Source organism: Polaromonas sp. P1_E1_2, from assembly GCF_056406035.1.
The window spans coordinates 1-2,726 of sequence record NZ_JBFUAZ010000575.1 but is presented as its reverse complement, the minus strand read 5'-3'; the positions used below and the strand labels follow the sequence as shown (position 1 = coordinate 2,726).

Annotated in this window: 1 protein-coding gene; it reads left to right on the top strand. The window is 61.6% G+C overall.

Features of this window, described 5'->3' with window-relative positions; translation table 11 throughout:
* Window positions 1-2,581: efflux RND transporter permease subunit (locus tag AC1D1P_RS20120; RefSeq protein WP_477674184.1), on the top strand; the 2,581-nt coding region annotated here is incomplete at its 5' end.
* Window positions 2,582-2,726: the final 145 nt, after the last annotated feature.

The following is a 2,726-nucleotide window of genomic DNA, read 5'->3' as shown; positions in this document are numbered from 1 at the left end:
GAACCAGGTGCTGGCGCAACTGGGCCAGCAAAACGCGGTGGAATCTGCCGGTGCGGTGCAGACGCCGCTGGATGTGGTGCAGGTGCGCGTGGCGGGTCAGTTCGAGGCGATTGAACAATTGCGCATCATGCCGATTCGCGGCAGCTCCGGCAACCAGCTGCAACTGGGCGACATCGCCGAAATCAAGCGCGGTTATGTGGATCCGCCTTCCGTCAAGGTGCATCACCAGGGCAAGGAAGTGATTGCGCTGGGCGTGTCCATGGGCAAGGGCGGCGATATCATCGCGCTGGGCAAGTCGCTCACGGCGCTGTCGGGCCGAATCGAAAAAACCTTGCCAAGGGGCATCGAGCTGGTGAACGTGCAGAACCAGCCCAAGGCGGTGGCCACCTCGGTCAACGAGTTCGTGCGCGTGCTGATCGAGGCCGTGGTGATCGTGCTGGCGGTGAGTTTCATCGCCCTGGGCTTTCACAAGCGGCCGCACAACGGCCCCGGCCAGCTCCCGTTGTGGAAGCGTTATTACATCGACATGCGGCCTGGCCTGGTGGTGGGCATCACAATCCCGCTGGTACTGAGCCTGACCTTTCTGGCCATGTGGTACTACGGCATCGGGCTGCACAAGATTTCGCTGGGCTCGCTCATCATTGCGCTGGGCCTGCTGGTGGACGACGCCATCATCGCTGTCGAGATGATGGTGCGCAAAATGGAAGAGGGCTACGACAAGGTGCGCGCCGCAACCTTTGCCTATGAGATTACGGCCATGCCCATGTTGACGGGCACGCTGATCACGGCCACGGGATTTTTGCCCATCGGCCTGGCCAAGTCCACCACCGGTGAATACACCTTTGCGATTTTTGCGGTGACGGTGATCGCGCTGGTGCTCAGCTGGATCGTCTCCGTTTATTTCGTTCCTTATTTGGGAACGCTGCTTCTGAAGGTGCCGCCGCATGTACAGGAAGTGGCCGCAGGCCAGGACAGCCCGCATGAGATGTTCGACAGCCCGTTCTACAACACCTTTCGCAAAACGGTGAACTGGTGCGTGGAGCATCGCTGGATCACCATCGGCTCGACGGTGCTGATTTTTGCGCTGGGCATCGTCGGCATGGGCAAGGTGCAGCAGCAGTTCTTCCCGGACTCCAGCCGGCCCGAGATCATGGTCGATATCTGGTTCCCGGAAGGAACTTCCTTCGCCGCCAACGAGGCCACGGCTAAACGGGTGGAGGCGCGCCTCATGAAGGAGGAGGGCGTGAGCACGGTCAGCACCTGGATAGGCTCGGGCGTGCCGCGCTTTTATTTGCCGCTGGACCAGGTTTTTCCGCAAACCAACGTCTCGCAGATGATTGTGCTGCCGAAAGACCTGAAGGTGCGCGAGTCGCTGCGCATCAAGCTGCCCGCCCTGCTGGCCACCGAATTCCCCGAAGTGCGCGGTCGGGTCAAGCTGTTGCCCAACGGTCCGCCCGTGCCTTACCCGGTGCAGTTCCGCGTGGTCGGTATTGACCCGCTGGTGCTGCGTGACCGCGCCGATGAGGTCAAGGCGGTGATGCGCGAGAGCGGCAACACGCGCGGTGTGAACGACAACTGGAACGAGTCGGTGAAAGTGCTGCGGCTGGAAGTGGACCAGGCCAAGGCGCGCGCGCTGGGCGTGACCAGCCAGTCGATTGCACAGGCTTCACGCACCATCCTGGCAGGCACCTCAGTCGGCCAGTTCCGTGAGGGTGACAAGCTGATCGACATCGTGCTGCGCCAGCCGCTGGACGAGCGAAACGCAATCACCGACATCGGCAACGCCTACCTGCCTACGGCTTCAGGCAAGTCGATTCCGCTGACGCAGATTGCCAAGCCGGTGTTTACCTGGGAACCGGGCGTGATGTGGCGCGAGAACCGCGACTACGCCATCACGGTGCAAAGTGACATCGTCGAAGGCCTGCAGGGTGCCACGGTGACACAGGAGTTGATGCCCAAGCTCAAGGCGCTGGAAGCCAAGTGGCTGGACAAGGGCATGGCGGGCTACCGCATCCAGGTGGCCGGCGCGGTGGAGGAAAGCAGCAAGGGATCCTCCTCAATTGTGGCGGGCTTGCCGGTCGCACTGTTTATCGTGCTCACCCTGTTGATGCTGCAACTGCACAGCTTCAGCCGTTCGATCCTCGCCTTTTTGACGGGCTTCATGGGCATCGCAGGTGTGGCCGGAGCTCTGCTGTTGTTGAACCGGCCGTTTGGTTTCGTCGCGCTGCTGGGCGTGATTGCGCTGTTCGGCATGATCATCCGCAACTCGGTGATCCTGATCGACCAGATCGAGCAGGACCGCGCCCGCGGCGTACCCACCTGGGAAGCCATCGTCGAGTCGGCCGTGCGCAGGCTTCGGCCGATTGTGCTGACGGCCGCCGCGGCGGTTTTGGCCATGATCCCGCTGTCGCGCAGCGTGTTCTGGGGGCCTATGGCGGTTGCCATTATGGGCGGCCTGGTGGTGGCGACGGTGCTGACCTTGCTGGCCCTGCCTGCCATGTATGCAGCGTGGTTCCGTGTCAAACGGGAAGATAAGCTGGAAGTTAAGCCACACATGGGCGAAAAGCCACAGCCGGCCTGATTCTCTCTGGCCGTCGGTTCCGGACGAAAAACCGGGCCCGATAACGGCTAAAATAGAGAGTTGACCGATTTCAAGCGGGGATTCGGAGGTTTTTCGGATTCCCGTTTTTATTTCAGGCGCGCGGGTGGCGAAATTGGTAGACGCA